The sequence below is a fragment of the Halomonas sp. DQ26W genome, from assembly GCF_003339685.1.
Taxonomy (GTDB): Bacteria; Pseudomonadota; Gammaproteobacteria; order Pseudomonadales; family Halomonadaceae; genus Halomonas.
This window is the reverse complement of sequence record NZ_QPKI01000002.1, coordinates 169,848-195,750: the sequence shown is the minus strand read 5'-3', so window position 1 is coordinate 195,750 and position 25,903 is coordinate 169,848. Positions and strand designations below refer to the sequence as shown.

General features: G+C 67.1%; 20 protein-coding genes. 1 reads left to right on the top strand and 19 read right to left on the bottom strand.

The window, feature by feature from the left end:
• Positions 1–140 precede the first annotated feature (140 nt).
• The 19 genes from DU490_RS01995 to DU490_RS01905 form a co-directional block, all read right to left on the bottom strand.
• Positions 141–428 carry a type VI secretion system PAAR protein gene (locus DU490_RS01995; protein ID WP_114572657.1) on the bottom strand — a complete coding sequence of 96 codons (288 nt, stop codon included), beginning with the start codon at positions 426–428 and terminating at the stop codon, positions 141–143.
• 31 nt (positions 429–459) lie between these two features.
• The gene (locus DU490_RS01990; protein WP_114572656.1) at positions 460–1,041 is read right to left on the bottom strand and encodes a GNAT family N-acetyltransferase; all 582 of its coding nucleotides are present in this window, start codon (positions 1,039–1,041) and stop codon (positions 460–462) included.
• On the bottom strand, positions 1,025–4,687 hold the full coding sequence (gene tssM / locus DU490_RS01985) for a type VI secretion system membrane subunit TssM (protein ID WP_114572655.1): 3,663 nt from the start codon (positions 4,685–4,687) through the stop codon (positions 1,025–1,027). Before tssM ends, DU490_RS01990 begins: the two co-directional genes overlap by 17 nt.
• Before the next feature lie 58 nt (positions 4,688–4,745).
• Positions 4,746–6,173, bottom strand: coding sequence for a type VI secretion system protein TssA (gene tssA / locus DU490_RS01980; RefSeq protein WP_114572654.1), 1,428 nt, complete (start codon positions 6,171–6,173; stop codon positions 4,746–4,748).
• Positions 6,174–6,180: 7 nt separating this feature from the next.
• Complete coding sequence (vasI, locus tag DU490_RS01975; RefSeq protein WP_258801129.1) at positions 6,181–6,849, bottom strand: type VI secretion system-associated protein VasI; 669 nt, start codon at positions 6,847–6,849, stop codon at positions 6,181–6,183.
• A gap of 2 nt (positions 6,850–6,851) precedes the next feature.
• Positions 6,852–8,459, bottom strand: coding sequence for a sigma 54-interacting transcriptional regulator (locus DU490_RS01970; protein ID WP_258801127.1), 1,608 nt, complete (start codon positions 8,457–8,459; stop codon positions 6,852–6,854).
• A gap of 4 nt (positions 8,460–8,463) precedes the next feature.
• Positions 8,464–11,076 carry a type VI secretion system ATPase TssH gene (gene tssH / locus DU490_RS01965; protein ID WP_114572652.1) on the bottom strand — a complete coding sequence of 871 codons (2,613 nt, stop codon included), beginning with the start codon at positions 11,074–11,076 and terminating at the stop codon, positions 8,464–8,466.
• An 8-nt stretch (positions 11,077–11,084) separates the two neighbouring features.
• Positions 11,085–11,927: a type IVB secretion system protein IcmH/DotU gene (gene icmH, locus DU490_RS01960; RefSeq protein ID WP_114572651.1), complete on the bottom strand. Its 843-nt coding sequence runs from the start codon at positions 11,925–11,927 to the stop codon at positions 11,085–11,087.
• Between the two features lie 3 nt (positions 11,928–11,930).
• On the bottom strand, positions 11,931–13,265 hold the full coding sequence (tssK, locus tag DU490_RS01955) for a type VI secretion system baseplate subunit TssK (protein ID WP_114572650.1): 1,335 nt from the start codon (positions 13,263–13,265) through the stop codon (positions 11,931–11,933).
• Positions 13,265–13,864, bottom strand: coding sequence for a type VI secretion system lipoprotein TssJ (gene tssJ, locus DU490_RS01950; RefSeq protein WP_114572649.1), 600 nt, complete (start codon positions 13,862–13,864; stop codon positions 13,265–13,267). Before tssJ ends, tssK begins: the two co-directional genes overlap by 1 nt.
• On the bottom strand, positions 13,861–15,267 hold the full coding sequence (tagH, locus tag DU490_RS01945; protein WP_114572648.1) for a type VI secretion system-associated FHA domain protein TagH: 1,407 nt from the start codon (positions 15,265–15,267) through the stop codon (positions 13,861–13,863). Before tagH ends, tssJ begins: the two co-directional genes overlap by 4 nt.
• A 6-nt stretch (positions 15,268–15,273) precedes the next feature.
• On the bottom strand, positions 15,274–16,296 hold the full coding sequence (gene tssG, locus DU490_RS01940; RefSeq protein ID WP_114572647.1) for a type VI secretion system baseplate subunit TssG: 1,023 nt from the start codon (positions 16,294–16,296) through the stop codon (positions 15,274–15,276).
• Positions 16,260–18,023: a type VI secretion system baseplate subunit TssF gene (gene tssF, locus DU490_RS01935; protein ID WP_114572646.1), complete on the bottom strand. Its 1,764-nt coding sequence runs from the start codon at positions 18,021–18,023 to the stop codon at positions 16,260–16,262. Before tssF ends, tssG begins: the two co-directional genes overlap by 37 nt.
• A gap of 74 nt (positions 18,024–18,097) precedes the next feature.
• Positions 18,098–18,517, bottom strand: a complete 420-nt coding sequence (tssE, locus tag DU490_RS01930; RefSeq protein ID WP_114572645.1) for a type VI secretion system baseplate subunit TssE — start codon at positions 18,515–18,517, stop codon at positions 18,098–18,100.
• A 15-nt stretch (positions 18,518–18,532) separates the two neighbouring features.
• On the bottom strand, positions 18,533–20,014 hold the full coding sequence (tssC, locus tag DU490_RS01925; protein WP_114572644.1) for a type VI secretion system contractile sheath large subunit: 1,482 nt from the start codon (positions 20,012–20,014) through the stop codon (positions 18,533–18,535).
• A gap of 77 nt (positions 20,015–20,091) precedes the next feature.
• Positions 20,092–20,601: a type VI secretion system contractile sheath small subunit gene (tssB, locus tag DU490_RS01920; protein ID WP_114572643.1), complete on the bottom strand. Its 510-nt coding sequence runs from the start codon at positions 20,599–20,601 to the stop codon at positions 20,092–20,094.
• A gap of 596 nt (positions 20,602–21,197) precedes the next feature.
• Positions 21,198–23,102 (bottom strand): 1-deoxy-D-xylulose-5-phosphate synthase, encoded by a 1,905-nt coding sequence (gene dxs, locus DU490_RS01915; protein ID WP_114572642.1) that lies wholly within the window; start codon positions 23,100–23,102, stop codon positions 21,198–21,200.
• Positions 23,103–23,153: 51 nt separating this feature from the next.
• Positions 23,154–24,038, bottom strand: coding sequence for a farnesyl diphosphate synthase (locus DU490_RS01910; protein WP_181869924.1), 885 nt, complete (start codon positions 24,036–24,038; stop codon positions 23,154–23,156).
• Positions 24,028–24,327: an exodeoxyribonuclease VII small subunit gene (locus tag DU490_RS01905; RefSeq protein WP_114572641.1), complete on the bottom strand. Its 300-nt coding sequence runs from the start codon at positions 24,325–24,327 to the stop codon at positions 24,028–24,030. The genes DU490_RS01910 and DU490_RS01905 overlap by 11 nt, the downstream gene beginning before the upstream one ends.
• Before the next feature lie 280 nt (positions 24,328–24,607).
• On the opposite strand from DU490_RS01905, the gene serA reads away from it, so the two are divergent.
• The gene (gene serA, locus DU490_RS01900; RefSeq protein ID WP_114572640.1) at positions 24,608–25,858 is read left to right on the top strand and encodes a phosphoglycerate dehydrogenase; all 1,251 of its coding nucleotides are present in this window, start codon (positions 24,608–24,610) and stop codon (positions 25,856–25,858) included.
• Positions 25,859–25,903 lie beyond the last annotated feature (45 nt).

The window sequence follows — 25,903 nt, the reverse complement described above, 5'->3', positions numbered from 1 at the left end:
GGTCGCGGCTGGCGAGGTTGACCGCCAGATGGAAGGGCCGGGAGAGCGCCTCGGTCAGCGTGAAGTCGACCACGGCCAGGTCGAGATCGTCGGCCCCGGCGAGGGCAAGTGTGAACTGAAGACCGGTCTGATTGGCCATGTCAGCTGCCCTCGCCGGTTGCGCTGCCGATCACCACCCCGCCGCAGCTCACGGCATGGCCGGTGAGCGCTGCCGGCTTGCCGTCGACCAGAATGGTGCCCGAGCCCTCGGCAATGGCCCGCGGGTGCGAGGAGTGCTTGGGCTTGTCGTGGGGTGCCAGGGGGTCGCCCAGGCGCGCCACCGGCTTGCCGTCCACCATCACGGTCGGGCTGCCGGCGATGACCGGCGTCGGCGGGAAACCATCGTGACCGGTACCGATGTCTCCCACGAGTACGAGCTTGCGTCCCATCTGTCGTTCTCCTCTATTGGGTTCGCGGGACTTAATCCCACTCGGCCGGCGCCTCGAAGCTGGCCACCTTCGATGCATCCACGTGCATGCGCTTGAAGCCGGCCTTTTCCAGGCTGCGAATCGCCGCCTCGCAGGCCACCGGCAGGCGTGACTGCAGCGGGGTGCCGCTGAGGGTGCGCCGCGCCGCCAGCAGCAGGCGGGCACCGTGGCCGCTGCCCTGCCACTCCGGCTCGATGAAGAAGAAGCGCAGCTGCCAGGCGGCTTCGTCATCCGGCCGGCAGGCCAGCAGCATGCCCAGCGGCGGCCCTTCGCCGTGTCGCAGTACCAGCAACCGGCCCTGCCAGTGGGCCACGTGGCTGCCGTCGCGCTGCAGCCACAGCCCCCGGTGCGCGGTGAATTCCAGCGCGCGCCGCAGGGTATCCAGGCGAGCCTCGTCGCGCAGCACCCAGGGGGAGTGCCCCTGGGCATCGGCGCGGCGTGCCGCTTCCAGAAAGCGTTCGATGTCCTCTACCTGGGCCGTTTCCAGCCCGGCCATGGCGCTGTCCGTCGGCGCGGGGTCGGCCTTGGCCGCCTCGCGCCCACCGGAAAACAGCCGCTTAAACATCGTCAGCATTCAGGCCTCCCTCGGCATAGAGTGCGGTGGGCAGCTGGAAGCCGGCGGCCAGCGGGCGGGTGAAGGGATTGCGCGAGCCGTTGGCGCTGAGGCGATAGCGGATGGTGCCGCCGTCGACGCTGAAGCGCAGCTCCAGGTCGCGTTCGCCGGCACTGGTGATCTCGGCCTCATCGAGCAGCCGGAACCAGGCCCAGGCGCCGTCGCGGGACATGCTGCGCGGCGAGCGATTGACCTGACTCGGCACCAGGGTGACCCGGCTCTCGGTGCCGCCCCGCAGGGTGTTGGGCCAGATCATCGAGACCCGGTGGCTGGCGCTGTGGGCGTATTCGATGAGCTGACCGTCGACGCTGATCACGCCGCGCCGCTTGTCGGGGCTGAGGCTGACCGGTTCGAGGGAGAATTCCACGTCGAGCACGCCGTCGCGGCCGAAATAGGCCTCGCGAATCTGCTCGGCGCGCTGGAACGCCGTGAACACGCTACCCCGTAGCAGCGAGTTGCCGTCGGCGTCGAGCAGCTGTTCCGGGGCTTCCTCGATGAAAGGCCGCAGGTTGTCCTGGTAGAAGCTGTCGAGGGTGCCGCCCGGACCGAAGAAGGCCTCGAAGTCGGTCAGGGCCACGTCCCGCGAGGCACCGGCCACCAGCGGGTAGCGCCCGGCCAGACGGTTCTGGTAGGGCGTGACGACATCGTCGAGCCACTGGTGCTCGAGATGGCGGATGGCGCTGGCCATCAGCAGCTGCCAGCTCTGGTCGGCCAGGCTCTCGAGCATGCGGTCCACCGGCGCCGGGGTGTTCTCGGCAATGCGCTTCAGGTTGTGGATGGGGTCGCCGCCGCGCAGTGCCAGGCGGTCACGAGCGCTGACGAAGGCGGCACGCCCCGAATCGCTGGCGCCCTGCACATGACGCAGGTAGTCGCGCAGCTCGGCAATGGCCCTCTTGATCTCGGCGATATCGGAGGGGTTGTCGCCTCGCGCATCCAGCAGCCCATTGAGTTCGGTGAAGTTACGCTCGATGTCACCGGCCAGGCGATAACGGGGCGAACGCTCCAGCGCCTGGCGGGCCGCTTCGTCATCGACCGGCAGCTCGGGATAGAGACGGGTGTGGTTGGCGACCTCGCCCAGCAGGCGGTCCAGCGGGCGGCTGGCCCCCAGCAGGGTATCCGCCACCACGACGGCCTGGTCGATATCGGGGATCGGCACCAGGAAGACGTCATCCAGCACCTGCCGCCAGGTCACGTGGTAGTCGCTGACGTAGCGCTCGTGAAGGGCGTCGCGCAGCTGACGCTGGTCGGCCTCGCTGAAGGTGATGTCGTCACGACGGCCCAGCACCCAGAGATCGATCAGCGCCAGCTCGGTGGCCTGCTCGACTTCCTTGAGGAAATAGCCCTCGAAGCCATCGCGGGTCACCAGGGTGGGCAGGCGCAGCCTCTCGTCCTCGTCGTCGCGAGCCATGAACACGGCGCTGAAGGCGGGGCCCACGCCCTGGCGCAGGTCCAGCACCGCCCCGCTGCGGCGATCGCTGCCCGCCTTGAGGGTGGCATAGACCCGCTCGTCCATGGGCTGGCGAGAGAGCTCCTCCTGGGCGGCCTGCAGGCTGCCGCGCAGCGGCGTCATGGCCAACTCGGCATTGCGGTCGCCGGTGGCCACACGGCCTTCCAGGTCGGTGTGGGTCATGGCGTAGTCGAGATGATCGAGCAAGCGCTCCTGAACGCTGCCGCGCTGGGCGAATTCACGCTGCCAGCGCCGGGCCATGAAGTCATGGACCCGCTCGGGCTGGCGGCCGCTGGCATCCGACATCATGCGCAACACGCGCAGCAGCGCCAGCTTCTCGTTGCTGCCCTCCTCGGCACGGTTCATGTCATCCATGATGCCGACCATCAGCGAGGGCAGGAAATGATAGGAGAGCATTGCCAGGTAGGCGCTTTCCACCTCGCGACCCACGGACTGGCCCTGATAGAGGCCCATGTCGGCCAGCCACGGCAGCTGGTCGCGGTAGTCGCCGAAGGCCAGGGTGGCGCCACGCAGCCGATCCAGCGGATCGAGGAAGGCATAGCCGGTGGGGTCGTCGCCCTGCAGCTCATCGGGCTTGGAGGCCAGGAACTCCTGGGCCTTTTCCTCCACGGCGGCCAAGGCGGTGCTGTTCTTCTGATAGAAGTGGCTCCAACCGCCGACCAGGACGGCGGCCCCCAGCAGGCAGGCGACGACGCTGGTACGACGCGCACGACGCCGACGACGCGCGGCCCGGGCGTTGTCGCCGGCCAGCCCCGCCTCGGGATAGATCACCTTGTCGAACAGCTCCTCGGTGAAGTAGAGCGCACTGCGAGCCGCCCGGTGGGCCGGCTGGATGCTGTCGGCCATGCCGTAGCGGCGGGCGGCGGCATCGACGAAGGGGTCTTCGGGCACCCCCTGCTGATAGACCGAGGTGAAATAGGTGCCGCGTACCATGGCAGCGGTGGAGAAGCGGTCGCTGGAGAGCGCCTCGCAGAGGAAGCCGAGCAGCAAGTCGCGCAGGCCGGCAAGCTGGCGCACGAAGCGGAATACCGACTCGCGCTCTTCCCGGTCGCGGCATTCGGCGAGCAGCGAGGGCAGGCTGCGGTTGAGCCAGTCGAGCATCTCGTCGTAGGCGGAGGCGAACTCCGCCTCCCACTGGCCGGGCCTCTCGAGGCTATCGGCACTGAAGGTGAAGCCCAGCGGCGCACGACGCGCCGCCCGGGAGTAGTGGCGGAAGAAGTCGTCGAAACCGTGGAGCAGATCCATCTTGCTGAAGGTGACATAGACCGGCAGCCGGGCGCCGTGGCGCTCCATCAGTTCGCGCAGGCGGGCGCGCAGCAACGAGGCATAGGCCTTGCGCACCGCCACCTTGGCGTCGCTCAGCCGGGCCAGGTCGAGCACCAGCACGACACCATCGAGGGGACGCTGGGAGCGGTTGCGCTCCAGCCAGCCGGTGAAGTGATCCCACAGGCGGCTCTCCAGCTCCTGGGGTTCGCCGCCCTCCATGGCGCCCTGGGTCAGCAGCTCGCCATCCGGGTCGATCAGCACCGCCTTGTCGCCGATCCACCAGTCGAAGCCGAACTGCCCCTTCTTGCCCTGGCCGGAGGCCTTCATCACATGGGTGAGCGCGAAGTTCTGGCCGGAACGGTTGATCAGGCTGGTCTTGCCGGCATTCTCGACCCCCATCACCAGGTACCAGGGCAGCTTGTAGCGCGCCCCCGGGCCGGCGCCCAGGTTATCGATCAGCTCGTTCAGGGTGGCGTTGAGGGTCTCCTCCTGCTGCTCGACCTGTAGCTGGGCCGGATCGAGCTGCAGGCGCTCGGCATGGCGGCGCTCCTCGTCCATCTCCCGCAGCCGCCGGGCCAGGCGAATGCCCCACACCAGCGCCACCAGGGTGGCCAGCGCCAGGGTGGCCAGCAGGCGATTGAGCCAGGGCCCCAGTGGGTAGCTGCCACGCACCTCCCACATCGGCCCGAGCCACCAGATCGCCGCGACCAGCGCCGCCAGCACCAGGCACCAGAGCACCGCGGTCAGCTTGCTCGCCTTCTTGCCGATACCCTGGGCCTTGTTGCCATGCCCCTTGGCGCGATTGAGATTGCTTTGGGCGCGTGAGGCGCCGGGTACCCAGCGGCTCAGCCCTGACTTCAAATCTTTCCACATGAGCCTTGGCCCTCGTCCCTGTCGGTGATGTTATGTCGTGTGTCGTCGTTGGAAATCGTCATGGCAATGCCTCGAGTCGCTTGAGCAGCCCCGGCTCCCACTGATCAAGGCCAATGCCGCTGACCGACTGCTGCACCGCCCGGTAGTGGTGGGCGGCCAGCGATGCCAGGCCGGCCTCGCGCAGCAGGTCGGCGCTGGCCAGCCGCCAGTAGGCGGTCTCGCGCGGGGAGTGCGCCTGGGCCAGGCCCTGGTCGAGAATCGTCAGGGCCGCTTCCAGCCCCTCCGCAGCCAGGCACTCACGGGCCTGCTCCAGCCCGGCCTGCCAGGGGTCGCCGCCGCCATCGCCCTGGGCAGGTGCCCCCCCACCGCCGGGCACGCTCTGCAGCCAGCGCAGCGTCTCGTCATCGACGAAGGGGGTACCGTCGTTGAAGCTCAGTGCTTCCAGGCCGGGCAGGCGCGCGACGAAGCGCGCCGCCTCGTCGCGGATCGCCTCGCTGCAGCGCGAATGGCCCAGCCGCTCGGCCAGGGTGGCGCTCATGCGATGCCCCTCCAGCCAGTAGGGGCTGACCGCCAGGCTGTTCTCGATGCGCTGCCACAAGGCGTTGTCGCCGCCGCGGGAGAGCGCCTCGCGATAGTCCGCCGCGCGGTCGGCGGCCACCGGCGCCAGTTCGGTGCGCCCGCCGTCGCGGGAGGCCGGCAGCGCCTGGATGGCACCCCAGACCGCATGACGACGAAGCCGATAGATCAGCGCCTCCCCCGGCGACTGCTCGTTGAGAAAGTCCGCCATCTTCAGCAGCGCCTGCCGATTGACCCGCTCATTGCCGGCTTCCAGGCGCATTTCCGGCATTTTCGCCGCCGGGGCAACGCTTCCGTTGCCGCCGGTGGCACTACCACCCGCGGCACCGCTGTTTGCGACCGAAGCCTGGGCCGACGGCGCCTGACGCGGCTGGGCCTGCTGCAGCTGGTGGCGCAGCTCGACCAGGGCGTCACCCGGGAGGCCTTGGTCCCGGGCCGCGGCCAGCAGGGTGTCGAGGGCGGCCTGGCAGGCCTGGTGCTCCTCTTCCGCATTGCTGAAGTCGAGGGTTTCGGCCAGCTTGGCGGCCCGCTGGGTGAACTGGGCAAACAGCCGGGGCCGCAGCTTCGCCCCCCGGGGCCCGTGGTAGGGGTAAGCCTTGTCCCACCACTGCTCCAGGCTGCCGGCCAGCAGGTGCAGCGAGAGGGCGAAGCGCACGCCGTCGCCGTCACGCTGCAGGCAGTGCAGCAGGTGGCCGAGCACCTTGAGATCCTTGCCCGTGGCGCTCAGCAGCCGAACGGCCCGGATCTCGGCGCCTTCCCAGTCGACCCCGCCGTGCTGCAGCGAGCCGATCTTCATCATCTCCTCGTCGAGCCAGGCGTAGTCGCCGCTTTCGTCGAGGGGCCTGCCGACACCCTCCGGGGGGAGCGCGGCCAGCAGTTCCGTCAGCTGTGTCTCGTTGACGATTCGCATCACCACCTCACCAGCGACAGGCGTCGCGCAGGGGTTGGATGTGCTGGCGCAGCCCCGAAAGGTCGAAGCGAAGCCCATCCAGCACGTCGAGATCGCTGCCCAGCACCAGCTCCTCGGCATCGAGCAGCTGGCGCAGGGTGGCAATGGCCGGCAGCCCGCGCCCACCGCTGACCACGTAGCCGCCGTCGCGCACCCGCCACTCCTGCCGCTGTTCCCGCCCGCCGGCCCTCAGGCGTAGCGCCGTTCGCGGTTCGTTCAGCGCCCTCGGCAGGTGCAGCTGAAAGCGGGTGATCGACTTCTCGCAGGCGATGACCAGCTGCGGCCGCGGTGGCATGGCACCCAGCGCCGGCGCACTCATCAGCACGTCGCCCTGCGACTCGCTGACCAGGAATCCCATCTCATCGCCGTTGCGCCCGGCTTCCTGGGCGTTGATCGCATGCCACAGCGCCGGTCGCGGGTCGTCGCTAGCCGAGGTGGAATCGACGGCCAGGAACAGGGCGTCGTAGCAGCCCAGCCGGTCCAGCCGCGAATCCAGCGCCGCGCAGTCGTGGGCGCTCTCCAGCAGCGCCTCGGGGTCCGCAGCCCCCAGCGCGGCGTTGCTGTGAAGCAGCGCCACAGCCAGCCCCAGCCCTAAACACAGGTACAGGTACAGCGCCGGGCGAATCATCACGCTCATTATCATTTGGCATCCAGTTCCAGCTGTCGGCACTTGTGTGCCAGGGTCCGCTTGGGCACGCCGAGGCTCTCGGCGGCCAGGGCGCGATTGCCGCCGAACAGCAGCAGCCGCTGGCGGATCAGCTCCGCCTCGTAGTCGCGCAGGGCGCTGCGCAGGTCGTGGACCTGGCTCGCGCTCTCGGCTGACTGACCGCCGCTGCCCTCCGTGCCCTCCTGCCGGTCGGAATCTTCCACTTCCGTCAGCCCGGGGAGTGCCATGGGTTCGATATCGTCGCCCGGCCGTGTCATGGCGCAGGCATAGTCGATCAGGTTCTTCAGCTCCCGCACGTTGCCGGGGTAGTCACGCTGACGCAGCTGTCGCAGGGCCGCCGGGGTGATGCCGAGTTCGTCGCGCCCTTCCCGCGAGCAGAAGTCGACCGCGAAGGCCTCTGCCAGCTGGGCGATGTCTTCACGCCGTTCCCGCAGCGGCGGCAGGCTCAGCGGGAACTGGCCCAGCCGGTAGTAGAGGTCGGCACGGAAGCGCTGATCCCGGATCCGTTCCCGCAGCGGCTGATGCGTCGCCGCCACCAGGCGCAGGTCGGCCTGGCGCTCCTCGCTGGCGCCCAGCGGGCGGTAGCGCCCACTTTCCAGCACCCGCAGCAGCTTGGCCTGCAGCGGCAGCGGCATGTCGCCGATCTCGTCGAGAAACAGGGTGCCGCCATCGGCCTGGCTGATCAGGCCTTCGCGGGCCTGGTCGGCACCGGAGAAGGCCCCCTTGGCGTGGCCGAACAGCTCCGACTCGAGCAGCGATTCGGGAATGGCGGCACAGTTGATTGCCAGGAACGGCCCCTCGGCCCGGGCGGAAAACCGGTGGATCGCCCGGGCCACGCGATCCTTGCCGGTGCCGGTCTCGCCCTGGAGCAGCACGGCCAGGCCGGTCTCGGCGGCGCGGATGACCTGGCTGCGCAGCGTCTGCATGGCGGGCGAGGCGCCCAGCAGATCATCGGCCAGGCGCTGGGCCAGGGCCTGGCGCCGGGCGCCGTCGTTGAGCTGAGCCAGGGACTGGCGCAGCCGCGCTTCCCGGTGACGATCACCCTGGTGGCGCGACAAGCCGGCCCATAGCCGACACAGCAGCGATTCGAAGGCGGCGAATTCGGGGTCCTCGCCGAGCCCTTCCAGCACGGTGGCCTTGCCGGCCACACCCATGGCGCCGAGCCACTCCCGCTCACCGTCCCGGGCGCGCAGCGGGCGGACTTCGAGGTGCACGTCCCCCGACAGCGCGGCCACCTGGGCCTGGAAGGCCGGGTGGTCGAGCCGCGAGCGTGCCTCTGCCAGGCCGAGGCGCAGCGGCTTGCCCTGGCGGATGGCGTGGGCGTAGGGGTGACGGAAGTCGTCGCAGTCGAAGCGAATGTCGTCGCCATCGCTGCCCAGCCAGCGGCCGCTGCCGTCGAGGTAGAGGCAACTGACCCAGGCCAGGCCGTGGCTGGCCTGGAGGATGCCGCCTGCGCACTCGCGCAGCTCGGCAGGCGAAGCGCTCTCGACCAGCGCCAGCGCACGGGCCATGCCGTCGAGGCCCGGCCCCGTCGGCTGGCCAGCCATGGCCTGGCAGGTGTCGATCGCCCTTGCGCCCATGCCCTTACTCCACCTCCGCGGTAAAGGCGCCACTGTCGGCATCGACGCCCAGTGCAACCCGGGTCACCGCCTCGCGACGCGCCATGCGGTCGAGCAGTGCCCGGGAGACCGGCGGCAACAGCTCGCCGTCGATCACCGACTCGAGCATCCGCGCGCCATTTTCGCTGCGGGTGGCCCGCAGGCAGATGGCCTCGGCCAGGGCCGGGTCGAGAACCACGTCGGCCTGGCGGTGGCGCGAACGGATTCGCTCGGCCAGGGTGTCGAGCTTGGCCGCCACGATGTCACGCAGGGTCTCGGCGCCCAGCGGAAAGTAGGGCACCACCTCCATGCGCGCCAGCAGCGCCGGCTTGAAGAAACCGGCCAGCACCGGATAGAGCGCATCGTCCAGCCCGGCGGGTTCGTCGGCATGGGCCACGATGGCTTCATAGCCCAGGTTGGAGGTGAGGAAGAACACCACGTTCTTGCAGTCGATCAGGCGCCCTTCCCCGTCGGCCAGCTCGCCCTTGTCGAAGGCCTGGTAGAAGAGGTTGAGCACGTCCGGGTGGGCCTTTTCCACCTCGTCGAGCAGCACCACCGAGTAGGGGCGCTGGCGAATCGCCTCGGTCAACAGGCCGCCCTCGCCGAAGCCAACATAGCCAGGCGGTGAGCCGATCAGCCGCGAAACGGTGTGCTTCTCCTGATACTCGGACATGTTGATGGTGGTGAGGAACTGGCGCCCGCCGTAGAGCCGCTCGGCGATCTGCACCACGGTCTCGGTCTTGCCCACGCCGCTGGGCCCGACCAGCAGGAAGGCCCCCAGCGGACGGCCGGGGCGGCGCAGGTCGGCACGGGCGGTGAGCAGGTGACGGTGAACCCGTTCGATGGCAAGATCCTGGCCCTGCACCAGCTGGCCCAGATAGTCGGGCAGCTCGGTGAGACGGGTCAGCTCGTCGCTGGTCATGCGCTCGACCGGCACGCCGGTCCAGTCGCCGATGACCTGGGCGATCTGCGCCTCCTCGACGCTGGCGTTGACCAGCGCGAACTCTTGCTGAAGCTCGGCCAGGCGGGTTTCCTGCTCGACCAGGGCCGCCCGCAGGTCGCCATGCTCGACGTCATCCGTCTCGTCGTCGAGCAGCTGCGCATGCAGCGACAGGATGGCATCGACGCATTCGCGCTGGGCCTGCCAGGCTGCCTCCAGCGTGGCCAACTCGTCGTCGAGGCGGGTCAGGCGCTCGTCGAGCTCCACCAGCAAGGCTTCGTCCGGGCGGCGCCCCAGCTGGGTCTCGCGGTCGAGTTGATCGCGCTCGCGAAGGGTCGCCAGATGATCGCTCTTGAGATGGCTGAGCCGGCGAGGCGGGGTGTCCAGCGCCTGGGAGAGCCGGGCACAGGCGGTGTCGAGCACGTCGATGGCTTTGTCCGGCAGCTTGCGGCCGGCCAGGTAGCGTGCCGACAGCTCGGCGGCGGCACGCAGCCCACTGTCGCCCACCAGCACGCCGTGGGCCCGCTCGTAGACGTCACGCAGGCCGCGCAGGATCACCAGCGCCTGCTCCACGCTGGGCTCGGACAGCGACACCGGCTGGAAGCGCCGCGACAGCGCCGGGTCCTTCTCGAAGTACTTCTTGTACTCGCGCCAGGTGGTGGCGGCGATGGTGCGCAGCTCGCCCCGGGCCAGGGCCGGCTTGAGCAGGTTGGCGGCATCGCCGCCGCCCTCCTGGTTGCCGGCACCGATCAGGGTGTGGGCCTCGTCGATGAACAGCAAGATCGGCTTGGGTGCCGTCTTGACCTCCTCGATCACCGCCTTGAGGCGCTTCTCGAACTCGCCCTTGACCGCGGCACCGGCCTGCAGCGCGCCGAGATCCAGCGCCAGCAGTTCGACGTCGGCCAGCGCCGCCGGCACCTCCCCGGCGACGATGCGCGCGGCGAGCCCTTCGACCACGGCACTCTTGCCCACACCGGCGTCGCCGATGACGATGGGGTTGTTCTTGCGCCGGCGCCCTAGGATATCGAGCATCTGGTCGATTTCCGGGTCGCGGCACAGCACCGGGTCGAGCTCGCCGCGCCGCGCCTGGTCGGTCAGCGAGGTGGCGAAGCGCGCCAGGGCGCTGTCGCCCTGGCCCGCACCCGGCTTCGGGTGTCCGGTGGCGCCCGCGTCCGCCCGGGGGGCTTCGGCGGAATCCCGCGTCAGGCGCTCGAAGTCGCGGCGCAGGCTCTCGCGGTTGATATCGGCCAGCAGCGCGGCGCTCCTGGGGCCGAGGTAGCGGCCGACGTTGTGCAGCAGCGCGGTGAAGATCATGCCGCTACGCAGCGAGTCGTGGGCAAATTCCGTGGTCGCCAGCAGCCAGGCGTCCTGGAGCAACTCCACCAGCAGCGGCGAGAAGCTCGGCGTGGCCACCGTGAGGTCACGGGGTGGGCGCGATTCGTCGGCAAGCCGGGCGCGCAGTTCGAAGGAATCGATGCCCTGCCCTTCCAGCAGACAGCGCATGTCGCACAGCGGCTGGTCGATCAGCGCCTGCAGCAGATGCCCGGCGGTGACCTCCGGAGCCTGTTGCTCGGCGCAGAGTACCGCAGCCTGTTCGAGCCCTTGGCGGGCGATGGCGTTGAGTCGGCCGATGAGTGCCGGAAGCTCTACCCTGAGCATGATGCCTCCTAACGGAAGATCTGATCGAGAAGGATACTGACCTGGGCCGCCTGCTGGTCCAGGGACCAGGCGAAGCCCAGGTAGGCGCCCACCATGGCCACGCCGAACAGGGCGAAGACGCCCCATACCGGCAGGCCCCGGCCACCGCGTCGGCGGCCCGGCACCACGTTAGCCAGCGGTGAGGTCAGCATGTCGTCGGGGGTATCGCCCAGGGCGGCAAGCTGGTCGCCCAGGGCCCGAACCACGTGCTCGTACTCCTCGCGACCATGGGTCATGACCCGATAGCGCCCTTCGAAGCCCAGGCACAGGCACAGGTAGATGAAGGCCAGCATGTCCTGGTAGCGCTGCGGCTCCTGCTGCAGGCGGGCGAGGATCGAGAAGACCTTCTCGCCGCCCCAGGTCTCGTTGTGGAAGCGCGTCAGCAACGAGTGCTCCGCCCAGGTGCTCTGCTGGCCCCAGGGCGTGCCCATGACCGCCTCGTCGATGAAGGAGCAGAGCACGTAGCGGTAGGCCAGCAGGGTCGGGCGGTCGTAGCCCTGTTCGGTCAGCTCGATCTCGATCGCCGAGATCTCGTCGACCACCTGGCGGTAGAGCCGCTCGATGTCGTGCATGCTGTCGAGCTGGCGCACCCGCACCACCATGCCCAGCAGCGAGCTGGCGGCGTCCACCAGCAGGTTGAGGTTGTGGCCCCGCAGGCGGAACCAGTAATCCTCGTCGGCGTCGAGCTGCTCGGCGTGGCTATGAATCAGCCGCTCCAGCCCCCGCTCGTTGATGCGGTCCTCGTGGCGCGTGGGTGAATAACGCGAGACGGCACCGGATTCCATGTCGAGTTGCGTGGCAAGATCTTGCATGGCTTAACTCCTGATCGCCCAGAACTGCATTTCCAAGCCGGGGAACTCGCCTGCCACATGGAAGGCGAAGCCACTGGCGCCGTCGAGCATGCTCCAGGCCTGGCTCTGACGGTCGAGCCGGAAGTAGCTGAACCCGGCGTGATAGGGCAGCTCCCGCGGGGCCACCGGCAGAGGCTCCAGCGGAACCCCCGGCAGCTGCAGACTGATGAGGTCGCGGATGCGCTCGACGCTGGCGACCTTGGTCTGCTGCAGGAACAGCTTGCGCAGGCGCTCGTGGGGCATGTCGGCCCGCACGGCGAGAATGAAGTCGGCGTCGTCGAGCAGCCCCGGGTCCGACAGCGGTGCGACGAGCAGGCCGTAGCGACGCGACTGCAGCTGGATCGCCAGCGCCCGCGGCTCGAGCACCGTGGAGAGCGCCTGGCGAAGCCCCTGCATCAGCATGCGGAAGGCGCGCTCGGGGTGGTCGTGGTCATAGGCCGGATATTCCGGCGGCAACCGCGACTCGTCGGTGAAGGTGACCAGCTCACTGGCGGTCTCGAGCATGGTGTCGAAGAGCCGCTCCGGATGCAGCTGGCCCAGGCGCGCCAGGTGCTGGAAGCGAGGCTGGGCACGGTTGAGCAGCTGCAGCAGCATGAAATCGGAGACGTCGGCCACCCCGGTCTGGTGGGGCGTGGAGAGGCGCTGGGCGAGGTTGCGGGCACGCTCGCGCATCAGGCCGGCCATCTCACCGACGAAGCGCTGCAGCAGTGGAGCGGCCTGGACGTTGAGCAGGGTCGGCAGGAACTGCTCGTCGAGCACCAGGCTACCGTCGGGCCGTCGCTCGACGATGCGCGCCACCGCCAGGCAGGCGTAGGCGCTGCGGTCGTCACGCTCCAGCAGCAGCCGCGGGGCGACTCGCGCCACATCGAGCTCGGCGGAGTCGCCATCGCGGGAGTGCAGGTCGCGCACGCCACGCTGGGCGAGCCGGTAACGGGCCGGCAGGTCGTCGCCGGGCCAGCGCACCTCGCCCACTGCATCGGTAGCCAGCGGCAGCCCCAGGTAGACGATCTGATTGGTAATGCCGGCGTCGTCGATCTCCAGCGGCTGCGGCTCGATGTCGTCGTCGGGCAGCTGAAAGGCGGTGCCATCCGGCATCACGCCGCTGGCGCGGCTGATGGCGATACGCCCGAAGCTGAGAAACTCCGCGTTGAGCTCCAGCAGGTGAAAGCCGTAGAGATAGTGGCTGACGCACCGCAAGCGGGCCTCGATCAACCCTTCCAGGCTGCGCTGCTGCTGCTGGAAATGCTGCGGCTTGATGAACAGCCCTTCGCTCCAGACCACACGGTTGCGGCTCGCCATCAGTTCTGATCCCTAAGCTCGGCTTCATCGGCACGCAGGTGCACCAGCAGGTGGTAGTCTCCGCCGATGGCGTTGACCTTGACCAACTTTTTCCACTCGGCCTCGCCCGGGGTGTTATAGAAGGCGATGAGGCCGATATATCGAGTCTCTTCGTCGACCTCGAAGGGCTCGTAGAACTTCCACTGGCCGGGCAGCAGGGTGAAGTCATCGTGGGTCAGATAATTGGTGCCCAGGGCCGCCTCGAGATCATTGCGCAGCTGGTAGTGGTCGGCGGCCATCAGCATCGAATCGTCCTTGAGCTGGAGGATCTGAAAGCGCAACGGGGTGCCTTCACCATCGAAATTGCGGTTGACGTCGGGCTCGGCCACCATGGCCAGGTCGACTCGGGACAGGCGCGCTTCGGGGTAGCCCACCGGAATCGACGGGTCCTTCATGACCTGCCAGGTTTTGCCGGCGGCTTCACGGGTCGAGGCACAGCCGCTGAGCAGCAGCGCCAGCACGCCAATGGCCAACCAGGCAAGCGGGCCGCGCCATCCGCTGCCGCTTGTGCACAAACTGCTTGTCGACGCTTTTCTTGCGCTAGTGATTATGGCGCTCATGCTTCCTCCCGCTGCTGGCGGCGCACCGACTGGTCATAGGCCTGCTCGAAGACCTCCCAGAACAGCTTGGCAAAGCCCTGCTGGCGACCGGAATTCAGCTCCTGGTAGTAGTGGCGGTACATCTCCCAGGCCCAGCCACCTTCGTCATCCAGGCGATTGCCGGCACCGCGATAGGCGTGGAAGCGCTTGAGCAGGGCATCGGGCGCAAAGGCATCCAGAATCGACTGCAGCGCCTGGCCGATGGCCTCTTCCACTGCCGCCTGGTGCTGGCCCTGGTGGGCCAGGCATTCGGCCACCGCCGCCGGCGCCGAGAGATGCACCGGGCTGCGACGGGCGGAGAACAGGGTCTCCACGGTGTCGCCATAGGGCTGGCCCAGGCGCAGGGGGTTGTCCTCGATGGGCTGAAGGCGGCGGTCTCGCAGCGGATAGCGGCTGTCGTCCTGGGCCTGGTGCAGCGCCTGAAGCCCTTCGATGGCGGCCCGCAGGGTGTTGCCGGCCTCCATGAGAAAGGCCTGCTGTTCTTCGCTGTCGTGGAACCGCAGGTTGGCACCCAGGGCGCGCATCAGCGGATCCGCCCCCATATGCCCCGCCACCGCTGGCGAAGTCTCCTGCCAGCGGTCCTCGAGCTGCTCGCCGACCGAGCGTTCCAGGTCGTTCAACAGCCGTTCATCCATGTCCCTGCTCATTGCGTTATTGTCCTCGTATGATTGAATCGTCGACTGGCCCGACGGCATTCCACGCCGGTCCTGTGGGTAATGACTCGGCCCGGGCGCGCCCACCCCTTCCAGCTCGTCGAGCAGCGGATCGGCAAAATCGATGGTTTCCTCATCGGGGTGCTTCAGCGCCGTCATGGGGTCCTTGTGGCTGGCGCCGGGAGTCGCCTCGCCAAGCGCTTCCAGGGGATCGTCCTGTCGCGCCGGCGCCATGCCCCCCTGAGCCATGGAATGAACCAGGGGCATGCCTTGTCCCGGCAGCGCCTCCTGCTCCTCGTCGATCAGCGCGGTCAGCGGCTGGGCGCCGGGCAGCCCGGCCTGGCGGTCTCCAAGGTGGACGCGCAGGTGGTACTCGCCTAGCCGCAGCTCGTCGCCGTCGCGAAGGGCGACCCGCCGGTCACGGCCGAGGGGCAGCGTGGCGTGGTTGATGAAGGTGTGCCCGCTGCGGTCAACCAGGCAGAAGCGGCCGTCCTGGCGCTGTATCTCGGCATGGCCGGGACGAATGCGGCCGGCATGGTCCTGCAATAGCCAGTTGTCGCTATCGGCGCTGCCCAGAGTGCCGCCCGGCTCATGGAAGACATGGCTGCTGGTGGAGCGCCCCTCGAGGCGCTCGCTGTTGATCACCACCAGGGTGATGGCGGTGCGAGCCGCGGCGTGGTGCTCGGTGGCCTGAAGGTAGGAGGCTTGCATGGACGGTTAGCCTGTCATCTGTATGCGTATCCGGCGGCGCCTGGAGGCATCGCCGGATTCGGGGTTGACGAAGGTGGTCCAGCCGAGCTGGCAGCTGCCGGCCTCGCCCAGGCGCATCGGCTTGACGGCGCTGGGCAGCAGTTCGAGCTCCAGGTCGTAGGCCAGGGGTTCGCGCAGCACGAAGTTGACCAGCGTGCGCAGCGGCGCGTGCTCGCAGCCATCGGGCAGGAAGTCACGGAAGCGCGCCAGGCTCAGGCCCCTCAGGCAGAGGGCGAACTTGCCGCCGATGTCGGCAACTCGCTCGCCGGCGATCATGTCTTCGCCCAGGGTCATGCCGGCGAGGCCCGTGCGGCTGCGCTGATCGTCGGGAATCACCACCCAGCGATGCACCCACTCCTCGAGATGCACGTCGTTGAGGTCGAAGCAGTGCCCGACGATGCCGCAGACCACCTCGGGCGAGCGCGAGCGTCCCGCCAGCAGGCCGGCGTAGGCCAGCATCTTGCTCCAGTTGATCGGCGTCTCGCCGCGCAGCTCGGCATCGGCCAGGCCAACCAGGGCGAAGACGGCGGCGGAAAAGCCGTCACTGGCATGGTCCTGGTAGCGCACGTAGTGGCGGTACTTGCGCCAGGCCCGATGCACCAGGGTCAGCAGCCGGTGGTTGAAGAAGTCGAGGAAGTCGCCGGCGCTGCCCTCGTGATGGGCCGCGCTGTGGGCCAGGCTCTCGAGGTAGTAGCCGGGCAGCGGCGACTGGGAGCCCTGCAGCCCGAAGAAGCTGACCTCCAGCCGGTAGCCGCCGTCGGCGCCGGGCGCGAGCGCCACGACGTCGCTGCCGGGGAAGCCCAGCGACGCCGACGCGCTGTAGCGCACCCGTTCAAAGGCCGCCACGCTACCGCCGCCGCCACCTTCGAGGTCATCCTCATGGTGACGGTGCAACAGCTCGACGAGCTGGAAGAAGTCGTAGCGTCGCGCCCCTTCTACCAGGGCTGCCGGCGCTACATCAGCGGCTGCTGGCCCGACTGTAAGGTCCATGCGTAGCGCTCACGGTTGTGTCGGTTGATGACATGCAGCTCATGGAACGAGTTGATGCTGGCGTAGAGCGAGAAGAAACGCGCCAGCACGCTGCCGAACAGGTAGAGGCTGCCCTCGTCGCCGAAGGCCTCCTGATCCAGGGTCATGACCGACCGCAGCCCGCGCACCGGCAGGCCGCGCTGAAGCCGGTCGATGGATTGGGTCTCGATATCGGCGATGCCCGTCAGGCGCTTCTGGGAGACGCGCTCCGCCTGGCGGTCGACCAGTGCCCGGAAGTCGTAGGCCCTCAGTACCGAGCAGAGGGCATCCCGCTCGAGCAGCGACAGGTAGTTGAGGGACAGGTTGGAGATCAGGGTCCACATCAGGCTGCCGTCGAGGGTCGGACGCAGCGCCGGCGTCGGCCGGGTGATATTGCGAAAGTCGGCATACACGGGGCTGTTCTCAGTCTCGACGCAGACATCGCCCACGGTCAGCTTCTCGGGTAGCTCGCGGTTGCTGCAGGTGAGCCGCAGCGAGATGGTCTCGCGCATGCCCAGGCACGCCCGCTCGTCGCCGCGCACGAAGGCGATGTCGTGATCGAAGCCATCGCCACGCAGGCTGTCGCGAACCCGTACCCGGTAGTAGAGCGCCTGGCGTTCACGGTCACGTTCGATCTGGTGCTGGAAGCTCTCGAAGGGCACATAGTTGCGCGGCTCCCCGCGGACCTTGCCGGACTCGCTCTCCAGCCAGCCATGCACCCCGTCGACGCTGAACACCTCGTAGTTGGCCGGCGACCGGCTGCTGGGACGAATGTGGTACTCGCTGCGCTCGCCGCTCAGATCGATGGGGTCGGCATCGTGGGTGAACAGGTTGATGGCCGGCGTGCAGTAGAGCGCCAGGTGCTCGTCGCGCACCCGGGCATCCGCCGGCAGCGTGCGGGTAAAGACGAAGCGCAGCGTCAGCCGCTGGGCCTGCACGGAAGGCAGGTGGCGCCCCAGCGAGGCCAGGTCGACGAAGTGGAAGGCCTCGGGAAAGCAGAGATACTCCTGCAGGATGCGATAGCCCTGGTAGGCATTGCGCGGATAGGGCAGCAGGGCGTCCTCCCGCGCGAAGCCCACCGGCTGCAGCAGGCTGTTGGGCAAGCGGCGACGTTCGCCGTCGATCTCCAGCTCGATCCGCGACAGGTAGTGGTTCAGCCACAGGTAGAGGCTGCGCGCCGTGTAGCCGTTGCCCCCCAGGTGGAGCCGCAGCGTGTCGATGCCCAGGGCATCGAGGGGCTGATCGCTGCGAACGTCGAGATTGAGTTCGACCACGGAGGCCTCGCGGGAGTGTCGCGCTTCGACGCCGGCATGCTGCAGCGGATAGAGCGCCACCTCGTGACAGGTGCGAAAGCGACAGGCCGTGCCGTCCACCGGCCGGCTTCCCACCGCCGTGCCCGCCGCAACGGACTGGGACGCACTCAGGGCATGCCACTTCGGGGTGAACTGCATGACGGTCATGCTCGGCACCGGGCGCAGATAGTTGGGCCACAGCATGCTGATCAGCGAATGAGTCAGCTCGGGGAACTCGTCCTCGACTTTTTCCCGCATGCGTCCGGTCAGGAAGGCAAAACCTTCCAGCAGGCGCTCGACGTCGGGGTCGGTGCTGCGCTCGGAGAGGAAGCGGCTGAGACCGGGATTGGCCTCGGCAAACTCCTTCCCCTGCAACTTCAGAAAGTCGAGCTCGTCCCGGTAATAGCGATTCAGCATGCGAGTCTCGTTCCCCAGGTACTTGGCTAATCAGACGCTCCGTTCCGGCGCCGCTTCGTTCTCAATTCAGGTTCTCAATTCAGGCACTGATAGCGTTTGTCGTTCAGCAGCAGATCGATGGTGGTCTGGGCGTTGTCCCGGCCAAGATCCAGGGTTGCGTGAACCTGGAACCGCAGCTGCAGGGGGTCGCCGCCATGGGGCAACGACTCCACTTCCACTCGCTGCACTCGAGGCTCGAAGCGTTCGATGCACTGGCGAATGGCGCGCTGGATATTGAGTTCCAGGTCGAGCACACCGATGGTCGCGTCATTGAAGTCGAGCAGCCCCAGCTCAGGCGCACATTCGCTGTGTCCCGGGTGGCTGTTGAGCAGATCGACGAGATGTCGCTTGATGGATTCCACGGTGTCGGCGAGGCTCGCCTCGACCGGCTGTCCGGTCGCCGCCAGGCGCTCGAACAGCCGGTTGCCGAGCACGCCACCACGGTAAAGGCTCATGGCAGCGACACTCCCTTACTCCTTGTCGAGGCGACCCACCAGCGACAGCTCGAAGTTAGCGCCCATGTACTTGAAGTGCGGACGCACCGCCATGGAGACCTGATACCAGCCCGGATCGCCCTCGACGTCGGAGACCTGGATCGAGGCGGCCCGCAGCGGCCGGCGGCTACGCACCTCGGCCGGCGGGTTTTCCTGGTCGGCGACGTACTGGCGAATCCAGGCGTTGAGTTCGCGCTCGAGGTCCTGACGCTCCTTCCATGAACCGATCTGCTCGCGCTGCAGCACCTTGATGTAGTGCGCCAGGCGATTGATGATGAACATGTAGGGCAGTTGGGTGCCGAGCTTGAAATTGGTCTCGGCAGCCTTGCCCTCGGCGGTGTTGGGGAAGACCTTGGGCTTCTGCACCGAGTTGGCGGAGAAGAAGGCGGCGTTGTCGCTGCCCTTGCGCATGGTCAGCGAGATGAAACCCTCTTCGGCCATCTCGAATTCACGCCGATCGGTGACCAGCACCTCGGTGGGAATCTTGGCCTGCAGCTGGCCCAGCGCTTCGTAGGTGTGCACCGGCAGGTTATCGACGGCGCCGCCGCTCTGGGGGCCGATGATGTTCGGGCACCAGCGGTACTTGGCGAAACTGTCGGTCAGGCGCTCGGCGAGCAGATAGGCGGTGTTGCCCCAAAGGTAGTGCTCGTGATTCTCGCTCACCGTTTCACGGTAGTTGAAGCTCTTGACCGGGTTCTCCACCGGGTCGTAGGGCATGCGCAGCAGGAAGCGCGGCGCGGTCAGCCCCAGGTAGCGGGCGTCCTCGGACTCGCGAAGGCTGCGCCAACGGGCGTACTTCGGACCCTCGAAGATGGCCTTGAAGTCCTTGATATTGGGCAGCTCCTCGAAGCTGTCGATACCGAAGAAGCTCGGCGCTACCGAGGAGAGGAAAGGCGCATGGGCCATGGCACCCACCGCGGCGGTGAACTGCAGCAGCTTGATGTCCGGCGTCGTGGGCGAGAAGTCGTAATGGCCGATGATACCGGCGACCGGCTCGCCGCCGAACTGGCCGTACTCCGCCGCATAGACATGCTGGTAGAGTCCGCTCTGACTGAGCTCCGGGGCAAACTCGAAGTCCTCGAGCAGCTCGGCCTTGGTGGCGTGCAGCACGTCGAGCTTGATGTTCTCGCGAAAGTCGGTGCGATCGACCAGCAGCTTGAGGCCACGCCAGGCCGATTCCAGTTTCTGAAAGCCCTGATCATGCAGGATCTCATCGACCTGGCTGCCGATCTTGCGGTCGAGCTCGACGATCATGCGGTCGACCACCGACTTGTTCACCTGGGGGGCGTCGCTTGTGCTCTGCAGCAGCTCGGCGATGAAGGCCGCCACGCCCTGCTTGGCAATGTCGTAGCCTTCGTCGGCCGGTGCCATGCGCGTCTGCGCCATCACCTGGTCGAGAAGGGAGTCTTCAGCCTGGGCCTGTGCGGCCTGGCCCTGGGTTTGTACCGAATCGGTCATGGGGTTGCCTCGAATCCTTTGCCTGGCGTTGAATCGCCCGCCTGCACCTGATCTGTCTGTACCTGGTCCGACAGGAATCAGGCGTCGCCCTTGTTGTTCGTCTCGAGCAGCTCGAGCTCCGAGAGCAGCTGCTGACGCGCCTCGTCGCTCTCCATCAGCTTCTGCAGCTGATCGCGGAAGGCCGGCACATTGCCCAGCGGCCCCTTGAGCGCAACCAGCGCCTCGCGCAGCTCGACCAGCTTGCGCAGTTCCGGCACCTGCCGAGCCACGCTGTCGGGGGCGAAGTCTTCCAGTGACTTGAATGAGACGCTCACCGCCAGGTCGGTCGGCTCCTCGCCCTCTTCGAGGCGGTTGGGTACGGCAGCCTGCAGGCCAAGGCCCGCCTCGCGCATCACCGACTGGAAGTTATTCTTGTCCACCGAGACCTTGTCGCGCTCCTCGATGGGCGTCTCTTCCGCGCGCCCCTTGAAGTCCCCTACCACCAGCAGCTTGAGCGGTAACTCGGTTTCCGCCTGCTGGTCACCGGTAGCCGGTACATACTTGATATTGATGCGCTCTTTCGGCGCAACGGTCCCTTCCTTTGCCATTGTCGTAGCTCCCTGACGAACCACTGATTTTTGGAACGATTAAGAATCGATAGTGGCCCGACGAGCGAGCCGGAAATGGGCTATGCGAACCGAGTCGATCCCATCCACTCCGCCGCTGCGAGATGAACCAGGACCGGCTGACGGATCCGCAGAAGCATTTGCCGCTATAGCTAATGAGGCGAGAGGGTAAAGGGATGGCGGGCCTGTGCCAAACGTCGTCATGGACGATAAGAAACTTTACGCGTTCGTTACATGCGCGGACAAAAAACGAACAAGTAGCATTAAATGTCGAAAACATGCTGCGATCGTGACGGATATTGTCAAACCGCCCTATAGCGATTGGCACGACACATACCTTTGCTTACATACTTTGTATGTAATTGCCTACACGAATATGAGCGGTAAACGCCACCAACACTCCGCAATGTGCTCGGTTAACTCGGCCGCGCCTGACGACACGTGGCAGGGGGTAGCCGGCAGACAGGAAAGGGTATCAGGGGATAATTCCGAAGCCGCAATATGAAAAAACCGGTCATGAAGCTAGGTTCATGACCGGTTGGAAACACACGGTGTTTTGCTTATGGACTGCTTCTACATCAACCCAGTCGCGCGCGAATCGCCGCTTCGATGCCCGGTGCATCCAGCCCGCATTCGGCGAGCAACTCTGCCGGCTTGCCGTGCTCTACGAAGGAGTCGGGCAGGCCGAGATTGAGGATCTCCACCTGCACACCCTCGGCAACCAGCAGCTCGTTGACGGCGCTGCCGGCGCCACCCGCCACGACGTTCTCTTCGAGGGTGACCAGCAGGTCGTGCTCGTCGGCGGCGGCCAGGATGGCATCCCGGTCCAGCGGCTTGATCGAGCGCATGTTGATATGGGTGGCATCCAGTGCTTCGGCCACTGTGGTTGCGGGATCGTTGAGACTGCCGAAAGCCAGCAGTGCGACGCGGCTACCTTCGCCACCGGTTTGGCGGCGATGCTCCGCCTTGCCGATCTCCAGCGGTTCGAGATTCGCCGGGATCGCCGCACCGGGGCCGCTGCCGCGGGGGTAGCGCACCGCGGCGGGGCCGGGGTAGTGATAGGCGGCGCTGAGCATGGCGCGACATTCGGCCTCGTCGGCCGGCGCCAGCACTACCATGCCCGGCACGCAACGCAGGTAGGAGAGGTCCATGCTGCCGTGGTGGGTGGGGCCGTCCTCGCCGACCAGGCCGGCGCGGTCGATGGCGAAGGTGACGTCGAGCCCCTGCACCGCCACATCGTGGATCAGCTGGTCATAGCCGCGCTGCAGAAAGGTGGAGTAGATCGCCACCACCGGCTTCATCGACTCGCAGGCCATGCCGGCGGCCAGCGTCACCGCATGTTGCTCGGCAATCGCCACGTCGTAGTAGCGCTCAGGGAATTCCTTGGAGAAACGGATCAGATCGGAACCTTCGCGCATCGCCGGGGTGATGCCAATCAAGCGCTTGTCGCTGGCCGCCATGTCACACAGCCAGTCACCGAAGACATTGCAATACTTGATTTTTTTCCCGGCCGCGGGCGGGGGCGCACTGCTCGGCGCGTCACCGTTTTTTTCCAGCTTGGTGATGGCGTGGTAGCCGATGGGGTCGGCCTCAGCAGGCAAAAAGCCGCGTCCCTTGCGCGTCCTGACATGCAGGAACTGGGGGCCGTCGAGATCGCGGATGTTGCGCAGGGTCTGGACCAGGGTGGGCAGGTCATGGCCGTCGAGGGGGCCGATGTAGTTGAAGCCCATCTCCTCGAACAGGGTGGCCGGGCTGACCATGCCCTTCATGTGCTCTTCGGTACGCCGCGCCAGTTCCAGTGCGCCAGGCAAGTGCGACAGCACTTTCTTGCCCTCTTCGCGCATGACCAGGTAGGGCTTGCTGGAGAGAATGCCCGCCAGGTAGCTGGCGATACCGCCGACGTTCTCGGAAATCGACATCTCGTTGTCGTTGAGCACCACCAGCAGGTTGGCGTCCACATGACCGGCATGGGCGAGGGCCTCGAAGGCCATGCCAGCGGTCAGGGCACCGTCGCCGATCACCGCACAGACCCGCCGTTTCTCGCCGCGGGTGCGAGCGGCCAGGGCCATGCCCAGCGCCGCCGAGATCGAGGTGCTGGAATGGCCCACGCCGAAGGTGTCGTACTGCGACTCGGCACGCCGCGGGAAGGCGGCCAGGCCGCCGTGCTGGCGAATACTGACCATCGCCTCGCGCCGGCCGGTGAGAATCTTGTGGGGGTAGGCCTGATGGCCCACGTCCCACACCAGCCGGTCGTGGGGGGTCTCCAGGGCGTGATGTAGCGCCACGGTGAGCTCCACCACGCCCAGGCCGGCGCCGAAGTGACCGCCGGAAACTCCGACGCTGTAGAGCAGGTAGGCTCGCAACTCGTCGGCCAGTTGCTCCAGCTGTGCGGCGTTCATGGCCCGCAACGCCGCCGGGGTATCCAGCGTGTCGAGCAGCGGTGTCACCGGGCGCTCGCCGGGAATTTCGTCGTAGAGCTTCATGTAGGCTTCTGTCTGTGAGGGAATCGCTGAATCACTGCTTTCAACGCCTCCTCAGTGGTCTCGTTCGATCATGTAGCGGGCCAGCTCGGCCAGCGGTGCACTCGCCTCGCCCAGCGGCGCCAGGGCCGTCAGGGCCTCCTCGGTCAGCTCGAAAGCCTTGGTGCGAGCGCCCTCCAGCCCCAGCAGCGCCGGATAGGTGGGCTTGTCGCGGGCCGCATCGGCGCCGGAGGCCTTGCCCAGTGTGCGGGTATCACCGGTCACGTCGAGGACGTCATCGTGTATCTGGAAGGCCAGGCCAAGGGCTTGGGCGTAGTGTTCCAGCGCCGCCACCCTGGGGTCGCTCTCGACCACCGCCGTCAGCGCTCCCATGCGCACCGCGCCACGAATCAGCGCGCCGGTCTTGTGGGCGTGCATGGTGGCCAGGGCCTCGACGTCAGGGTGGCCGCCAACGGCCGCCAGGTCCAGCGCCTGTCCGCCCACCATGCCGTCGCGGCCGGCGGCCTGGGCCAGGGTCAGCATCAGTGCCGGCAGCCGCGGATGGGCGGCCCTGGCCAGCACCTCGAAGGCGAGGGTCTGCAGGGCATCGCCGGCCAGTATCGCCGTGGCCTCGTCATAGGCGCGATGGACCGTGGGCTGGCCGCGGCGCAGGTCATCGTCGTCCATGGCGGGCAAGTCATCGTGCACCAGCGAGTAGGCATGCACCAACTCCACCGCCGCGGCCGAGGGGTCTAGCTCGGCATCGGCGGCCCCCAATGCGCGACCGGCCAGGTAGACCAGCACCGGACGTAAACGCTTGCCACCCACCAGCAACCCATGACGCATGGCCTCTTCCAGGCGGGGCGCGGCGGCCTGGCGCGCATCGAAGACGCGCGCCAGATAGGCATCCACCCGGGCACGATCGGCGGCCAGGCGCGCAGCGAAAGCGTCAGGGCTCAAGATCGTCGTCCTCCCCGGGCGGCGCAGTGAAGCTGTCGAAATCGACGCCACCGTCAGGGCCTTCGATCAAGGTGCGCACCCGCAGTTCGGCCTCGTCCAGGCGACGCTGGGCATCACGGGTCAGGCGCACGCCCTGCTCGAAGGCGGCAAGCGAGCCCTCCAGCGAGAGCTCGCCGGACTCCAGCCGCTCTACCAACTGTTCCAGTCGCTCGACGGTGGTGGCGAAATCGGCACCGGCCTCCTCGCTCACCATCGTCTCGGACGATGGTTGCTTGTCTCGCTCTGCCATGGAAAATTCCTAGCCCGTGACTGCTATCTATAGGGGCCACAGTATACACGCTCTCCCCCGGTGTTCGTCTGCCACCCGCAACAACCTGCAGCCCATTCATCTTTGCAGCGCAGTGTTTTCATCTTCGCCCGAGGCGGTTGTGCTACCATAAGCGCCCTGTTTCAAGCCTGCCAATGCCCTTGTCCCTCGCTATTCGGCAGGCCCTCAGGCTCACTACTGTCGCGGCACGGCTGTCCCGTCACCGCATGCGGCTCGCACCGAAGAAGGGGTTGATTCGACCATGGCCAAAACGTCCCTGGACAAGAGCAAGATCAAAATCCTGCTGCTCGAGGGCGTCCACCAGAGCGCGGTGGACAATTTCCTGAACGCCGGTTACACCAACATCGAGCACGTCGCGACCTCGCTGGACGAAGCGACGCTGATCGAGAAGGTTCGGGACGTTCATTTCGTCGGCATTCGCTCGCGCACCCAGCTCAACTCGCGGGTGTTCGAGGCGGCCGAGAAGCTCGCGGCCGTGGGCTGTTTCTGCATCGGCACCAACCAGGTAGACCTGACGTCGGCACTGATCCGTGGTATCCCGGTATTCAATGCGCCCTATTCCAACACCCGTTCGGTAGCGGAGCTGGTGCTGGCCGAGGCGATCATGCTGCTTCGCGGCATCCCCCAAAAAAACGCCCATGCCCATCAGGGCGGCTGGCTGAAGAGCGCCAAGAACTCCCACGAGGCCCGTGGCAAGACCCTGGGGATCGTCGGCTACGGCAACATCGGCGCCCAGCTCTCGGTGTTGGCGGAATCGCTCGGCTTCAACGTCATCTTCTACGACGTGGTGACCAAGCTCGGCATGGGTAACGCCAATCAGGTGGCCAGCCTGGAAGAGCTGCTGGCCCGCGCCGATGTGGTCAGCCTGCACGTGCCGGAACTGCCCTCCACCAAGTGGATGATCGCCAGGGAGCAGCTGGCGCTGATGAAGCGCAGCGGCATCCTGATCAACGCCTCCCGCGGCAGCGTGGTGGTGATTGAGGATCTGGCCGAGGCGCTGAAAAAGGGTAGGCTTTACGGCGCCGCCATCGACGTCTTCCCGGTGGAGCCCAAGGGTAACGACGAGGAGTTCGTCAGCCCACTGCGTGGCCTGGACAACGTGATTCTCACTCCGCATGTCGGCGGCTCCACGCTGGAAGCCCAGGAGAACATCGGCATCGAGGTCTCCGAGAAGCTGATCACTTACTCCGACAACGGTACCACCGTTACCTCGGTCAACTTCCCCGAGGTGGCCCTGCCGGCGCACCCGGACAAGCACCGCGTGCTGCATATCCACGAAAACGTGCCGGGCGTGCTCTCCGAGATCAACCATGTGCTCTCCGAGAGCAACATCAACATCTCCGGCCAGTACCTGCAGACCAATGAAAAGGTCGGCTACGTGGTCATCGATGTGGACAAGGCCTACGGCCCCCAGGCGCTGGAAGCCCTGCGTCAGGTCCAGCACACGCTGAAGGTACGGGTGCTCTACTCCGAGACCAACTTCCAGGATTGATGCCGGCTAGCACCCGCTGCTTGGAGGCAGATCAAAAACACCGCT